This is a genomic window from Actinomycetota bacterium, from assembly GCA_035536535.1.
Classification (GTDB): domain Bacteria; phylum Actinomycetota; class JAICYB01; order JAICYB01; family JAICYB01; genus DATLNZ01.
Genome location: DATLNZ010000023.1, coordinates 1 through 6,100 on the forward strand (window position 1 = coordinate 1; position 6,100 = coordinate 6,100).

Below are 6,100 nucleotides of genomic sequence, written 5' to 3' on the forward strand. Positions count from 1 at the left end.
GCAACCCCCCTGCGCTCAGCCGCCTCGAGCAGGCGCGGCAGGACCCGCCTGCCTCCGTGCGCGAGGAGTTGGAGGCCGCCGTCGACGACCGTGGCCTCGTCCACGCCGTCGATCCCGCGGCAGTCCAGCGCCAGCTTCTCGACCGGACCCGACGCCTTCACGTCAACGCGGTCGGAGTGACCCAGCGAGGCGACGAGCTCGGCCGTCGTTCCCTCGGCGAGGATGCGGCCGGAGTCGATGATCCCGATGCGGTCGCACAGCCGCTGGGCCTCCTCCATGTAGTGGGTCGTGTACAGCACGCCCAGACCCTCGGCGCGCAGCTCGCCGACCCGCTCGAGGATCGCGTTGCGGCTCTGGGGGTCCACGCCGACCGTCGGTTCGTCCAGGACGAGAAGCTTCGGACGGTGTAGCAGCCCCGCTGCGATGTTCAATCGGCGCTGCATCCCCCCGGAGTAGGTGGACACGCGGTCGTCGCCGCGGTCCGCCAGTCCCACAAGGTCCAGCGTCTCGTCGATGCGGGAGCCGAGATCGCGTCCGGACAGCCCGTACAGCCGTCCGAAAAATCTCAGGTTCTCGCGAGCCGTCAGGTCGGGATACAGCGCGATCTCCTGCGGGACGTAGCCGATCGCCGACTTCACCTGGGGGTCGCCAGTGTCCATCCTGCGCCCGGCCACAGTGATCTCGCCGGCGTCCGGACGCAGGAGTCCGCACAGCATCGAGATAGTGGTCGTCTTGCCGGCGCCGTTGGGTCCCAGCAGGCCGTAGGCCTCCCCAGAGCGGATGTGGAACCCGGCGCCGTCCACGGCCGTCCTGTCGCCGAACCGCTTCACGAGGCCGGCGCACTCCAGGACCGGGCGGGCCGCGGTGTCCAGGGGAGAGGTCACCGGCGGGCCCCTCTGCGCGCCCTGGACTTCTCGAGCTCGGGACGGATCTCCTCGGCCCATGCGACCACCGCCTCGGCCACCCTGACTCCCAGCAGCGCGGTAGCACGCGCGTACTGCGAGTGTGGTGATTGCCCGAGCGACTCGACGACGGCCTGCAGCTCCTGCCGGCACTGTGCCGCCCCCTGGGCGTAGCGGTCCAGGAGGTCAAGCAGCTGGAGACGCGACAGCCGGTGTCCGAAGAAGATCCGGACCAGGAACTCCGACCGCTGACGGTCCGCCTCCATCTTCGGCGACGACAGCCACTCGTCCAATGCCTGCTCGCCCTGACCGGTCAGCTCGTAGGTCCTCTTGTCCGGAAGCTTCTCCTGCTCCACTGCGGTGGACTTCACGAGGCCGAGCTCCGCGAGCCTGGCGAGCTCGCCGTAGACCTGGCTCTTGGAGATCGGCCAGAAGTTCGCCACGGACTTGGCGACGAACTGGGTGAGCTCGTAGCCGGACATGGGTCCGAACGACAGCATTCCCAGCACTACGTGGGAGGTGGTGGGCAGGGCCATGGGTCGAAACGTACTAGTTCAACTCGAACTAGTCAAACTCGTACCATCCGCCATCGTCCCCGGGCCGGTAGCCTTGAGGCACTCGCAACAAGCCAGGAGGAACCATGCAGTTCGCGCTCAACGAGGACCAAGAGCTCTTCCGCAAGACGATCCGCGACATAGCCGACGCGAAGATCGCCCCCCGCGCCGCCGAGATCGACGAAACGGGTGAGTTCCCGTGGGACGTCTTCGAGGTCCTCAAGGCGAACGACCTGCTCGGCCTCCACGTCCCCGAGGAGTTTGGCGGCTCGGGGGCCGACTCAGTCACCTACGCGATCTTCATCGAGGAGGTCGCCCGTGCCTGCGCTTCTTCGTCGTTGATCCCGGGCGTCAACAAGCTCGGTTCGATGCCGATTCTGCTGGCCGGCAGCCGCGAGCAGAAGGCGCGGTACCTGGGGGAGATCGCACGGGGCGAGGCCCTCATCAGCTACTGCCTGACCGAGCCCGGTTCGGGCTCGGACTCGGGCGCCATGAAGACCACCGCCAGGCTCAGCGACGGGGAGTGGGTCCTCAACGGAACCAAAAGGTTCATCACTGGAGCGGGCGTGTCCAAGTACTACATCGTCTACGCCAAGACCAACGCAGACGCCGGCACCCGGGGCATCTCCGCGTTCGTTGTGCCGTCCGATGCTCCCGGCTTCGCGGTCGGCAAGCACGAGAACAAGATGGGCATCCGGGGGTCCACGACCGCCGAGGTGATCTTCTCGGACTGCCGGATCCCGGCGGACAACCTCGTGGGGGCCGAAGGCGAAGGATTCAAGATCGCCATGCAGGCGCTGGACCACACGCGCCTGACCATCGGCGCCCAGGCCCTCGGGATCGCCCAGGGGGCCTACGACTTCGCACGCGAGTACGCCAAGGAGCGCCGGCAGTTCGACCAGCCGATCGCGTCGTTCCAGGCCATCCAGTTCCTGCTGGCGGACATGGCGATGCAGATCGAGGCCTCACGCCTGCTGACCTACCAGGCGGCTGCCATGGCCGACTCACACCACCCCGACCTCGGACTCCATTCCGCCTACGCCAAGTGCGTCGCCTCGGACGTCGCCATGAAGGTGACGACGGACGCCGTCCAGGTCCTTGGGGGGTACGGGTACGTCAAGGAGTACCCGGTCGAACGGATGATGCGCGACGCCAAGATCACGCAGATCTACGAGGGCACGAACCCGATCCAGCGCGTGGTCATTGCTCGGAAGATCCTGAAGTAGCCGGCAGCTGGCGTCTGTTGTGCGCCGGTGCGGACCCGCCTGCTCTGCAGTCCTCGCTGGCGCGCCGCTTTGCGCCGCTGGCTGCGGAACTCGCGATCGGGCCCGCACCCGGCGCCACGCTCAAACCGGAGCCGACGCTCAAGCGTCGGGCCCTCGCCCGAGCGTGAGGGCTTCTTTTCTACCTGGGTCTGTCGATCGGGCCCATGTTTTCTCTGACGAGGCAGGCCTTGGCGATCGCGCGTGATCCCGATCGGGCGCGTTCTTCATCTCCCGATTCCATATCGGCCCGCAGCGACTCGACCCCCTCCCGGAGCGCCACGCTGCTTCGGGTGGTGACGTGAGAGGAGACGTGTTTGCGGAGGGCTTCCAACGACTTGCGCGGGTCGTTTCCTCGTCTCTCACTGGCGAAGCGGAAGAACCCGATGCACGCCGCTCTGTCTTCCGGGGCAACGCCCGGACTTTCCGCAGGACGCTCCTTCGGCGGATAGATACCGCCGTCCAAGAGCCTGCGGGACCGAGAGGTTGCCCTAGGCGCAGGCGGTACGGGTGAGGCGGGATGCCCTGACACGTGTGTGACTTGCCTGGAGGTTCGTCGAGGAAGAACGTTACGACGACGCGATCGGAGCCGTAGTCAATCTCCGGTCGGTTGATCCTGGGGCCGAAGGACAGGCCGCTCGCGCACTGGTGGCCTTCCACCAGGACGTCCAGCTCCTTCGAATTCTGTTGGGGCACGACGCCGGGGAACAGCTTCCAGCTTCCATTCTCCTTACCGGGCCGGTACGGACGCGGTCGGCAGCCGCCGTAGGAGGATGACGACCACCCGCCCCAGCCCTTCCTCACGAGAAGAACCGTAAGAACGTCTCCGGACCCGGTTGCCCACAGCACCTCGTCGTCGTCCTGGGAAAGGACGCGCCACGGGTCAGTGCCCGTGTGCCCATATCCCCTCGGCCTCGCCAGGGCCTCCCGAAGGGCCGTGCGGGCCCGGCGATCCCTCGGTTCCGGAGGCTTGGAAGCCCCAAGTGACGAGGGAGGGAACGGGGGCCCCATCCCACAGCTAAGGACCTCGCGGCGTTGAGGATCCCGGGAGAGCAGGAGCAGTCCCGAAAGGATCGTCAGAGAAAGCCCGAAGGCGATCGCGACCCGAAGCCGCGCCTTCCGCACCCCACGCTCCACATCCATTCCGGCCCCCACCCCACTCCAACCCCGCACCCCCCCGACGCGTTCAGTCGCCGGCGTTGCGGGCGTCACTCCGTTCGCGGAGCGAGGCGCTGAACTTGATCTTGGCCTTGGCCTTCGCTGCCAGCGCCGGCGGGACATCCTCGAGGAGCCGCGCCAGGGCCTGCTCCAGGACCTCCACGACCGGGTCCCCGGTCTCGGCATCCTTGGAGGGTCAGGCTCCACCAGGGGAATCGCTCTCCAGGGGGAGTTCGTCCACGGGCAACTGTAGGCATGGGCTTGCCCTTCCTCTTGACGTGGGCGCCGGGTGCGGGTCCGATCGCGAGTTCCGCAGCCAGCGGCGCGCAGCGGCGCGCCAGCGAGGACTGCAGAGCAGGCGGGCCCGCACCGGCGCCGAACCAACTCTCACCTGCGGAAACGCAAGAACTCACAAAATCAGCCGACGGACAAGCCCCCCGCCCCCGTTTCTTCCTGTGACAGCCGAAAACGACAACCAAGAGAGGGACGGGACCCGCCATGACCACGCTTTTTCAGAGCCGGATCGTGGCAGAGCAGTACGCCCGTCACCGTGGGTCGTTTGACGAGGACTTCATCGACGAGCTGTCCGACCTGCTGCGGCTGTGCCCGGGTCCGGTCCTGGACATCGGAGCGGGAGCCGGAGCCCCGGCCAGGGCTCTGACGACCAGGGGCCACGAGGTGGTGGCGGTCGAGCCGAGCCGGGCGATGATCTCGCAGGCCCGGAATCTGAACCCGAAGGTCCCGTTCGTGCAGGCCAGGGGAGAGTCCCTGCCCCTGAGGACCGGCTCCGCCGGGTCCGCGGCCGTCCTGTACGTCCTGCACCACGCAGATGACCCGGTGGCGCTGCTGTCGGAGGCGAGAAGGGTGGTCGTCCCCAGCGGCCGCATCCTCGTCGTATCCGGCAAGCCCGACTCCAGCCGGCAGCGATTCTTCGCCAAGTACTTTCCGACGCTGGCCCCCGACCTGCCGGGCCCGGTCGAGATCGGCGACTGGGCGGCCGAGGCAGGCCTGTACGTCGCCGAGAGCAGGACTTCCGTGCACTGGGTCTACCCGAACCGGCACCTGGACGAGGACTACATGCGCATGGTGACCTGCGACATGTTCTCCACCCTGCGGATGCTCAACGAGCGCGAGTACGAGTGCGGCGTGCGCCGCCTGCGCGAGGACCTCGGCCGGCCGCTGCCGGCTCCCGAGGTCACCCTGCTGGTCCTCGAGCGCCCGTAGCTCCGGACGCTCCACTCGCGGCCCCGCTCGAGCGGCGTCTGCACAAAAACCTCACTTCCACCGACCCACGGTGGCCCGACCGCCGTTGCTAGTGTGGACCCCGGCCCCACGGCCTCCGAGCCGGCGATCCCGAGGAGCCTCCCTGGCGCGAAACAAGCAGCGGTACACGTCCGAGGACCAGGAACTCGAGCGCTGGCGGCATAGCCTCGACAGGGCCCTGCGTCCCCGAAGGGCCGGCAGGCGGGTCCTGCGCGGGCTGGCGTCCGGGCTGGTGGTACTTGGGCTGACCGGGTCGGCGGGGGCCGTTTACTTCTACCGCGACATCAACAACAGCCTGGACCGGGTCGACGTAAAGCTCACCGAGCCTGCCCCGGAGACCGGGACGATGAACATCCTTCTCATCGGCAGCGACGCCCGCGAGGATCTGACTCGCGAGGAGAAGAGGATGTTCGGCGGCGACGTCTCGGGCCAGAGGGCGGACACCATCATCCTCGCGCAGCTCATCCCCTCCGAGAAGCGCGGGGTGCTCCTGCACTTCCCTCGGGACCTTTACGTGCCGATACCGGGCAAGCGCCGCCAAGCCAAGATCAACAGCGCCTACGAGGCTGGGCCCCAGGCTGTGATCGAGACGGTGCAACGACTGACGCGGGTTCGCATAAACCACTTCATGGAGATCGACATCAAGGGCTTTCGCAGGATGGTGGACGCAATGGGTGGCATCGACATCTGTCTCGACCAGAAGCTGTACGACCCCAAGCTCCAGTTCCGGCTCCGGGCGGGCCCGAACCACCTGGACGGCAACGCGGCCCTTTCGTTCGTCCGCGCCCGCTATGCCACCGGCTCAGGCGATTTCGGACGCATCCAGCGACAGCAGCAGTTCTTGAAGGCGGTCGTGGCGAAGGTCGGGCGCCCGCAGATCCTAGGCCGCCCGGACCGGGTTCGGGCCCTGGGCCGTGCATTCGCGCAGAACGTCACGGTCGATCAGGGATTCAGCCTCAAC

At 67.6% G+C, this 6,100-nt stretch carries 6 protein-coding genes; 3 read left to right on the top strand and 3 right to left on the bottom strand.

The features are described 5' to 3' along the window. Together VNE62_01710 and VNE62_01715 are read right to left on the bottom strand one after the other, a co-directional pair. Positions 1-884, bottom strand: an 884-nt coding sequence (locus VNE62_01710; protein ID HVE91005.1) for an ABC transporter ATP-binding protein, incomplete at its 3' end; no start/stop codon positions are given. Beyond that, positions 881-1,438 (bottom strand): PadR family transcriptional regulator, encoded by a 558-nt coding sequence (locus VNE62_01715; GenBank protein ID HVE91006.1) that lies wholly within the window; start codon positions 1,436-1,438, stop codon positions 881-883. The genes VNE62_01715 and VNE62_01710, both read right to left, overlap by 4 nt. Before the next feature lie 104 nt (positions 1,439-1,542). Here VNE62_01715 and VNE62_01720 point away from each other — a divergent pair, with 104 nt between their 5' ends. Continuing rightward, positions 1,543-2,682, top strand: coding sequence for an acyl-CoA dehydrogenase family protein (locus VNE62_01720; protein ID HVE91007.1), 1,140 nt, complete (start codon positions 1,543-1,545; stop codon positions 2,680-2,682). Positions 2,683-3,904: 1,222 nt separating this feature from the next. On the opposite strand, the gene VNE62_01725 is transcribed toward VNE62_01720, so the two are convergent. After that, positions 3,905-4,039, bottom strand: a complete 135-nt coding sequence (locus VNE62_01725; GenBank protein ID HVE91008.1) for a hypothetical protein — start codon at positions 4,037-4,039, stop codon at positions 3,905-3,907. 335 nt (positions 4,040-4,374) lie between these two features. On the opposite strand from VNE62_01725, the gene VNE62_01730 reads away from it, so the two are divergent. Both VNE62_01730 and VNE62_01735 read left to right on the top strand, forming a co-directional pair. Continuing rightward, entirely contained in the window at positions 4,375-5,100 is a 726-nt protein-coding gene (locus VNE62_01730; GenBank protein ID HVE91009.1) for a class I SAM-dependent methyltransferase, read from the top strand. Positions 5,101-5,191: 91 nt separating this feature from the next. Beyond that, a partial coding sequence (locus VNE62_01735; protein HVE91010.1) for an LCP family protein occupies positions 5,192-6,100 on the top strand: 909 nt, incomplete at its 3' end.

Coding starts and splice junctions, on each gene's coding strand:
- VNE62_01715 (HVE91006.1), bottom strand. CDS start 1,438: ATGGCCCTGCCCACCACCTCCCACGTAGTGCTGGGAATGCTGTCGTTC.
- VNE62_01720 (HVE91007.1), top strand. CDS start 1,543: ATGCAGTTCGCGCTCAACGAGGACCAAGAGCTCTTCCGCAAGACGATC.
- VNE62_01730 (HVE91009.1), top strand. CDS start 4,375: ATGACCACGCTTTTTCAGAGCCGGATCGTGGCAGAGCAGTACGCCCGT.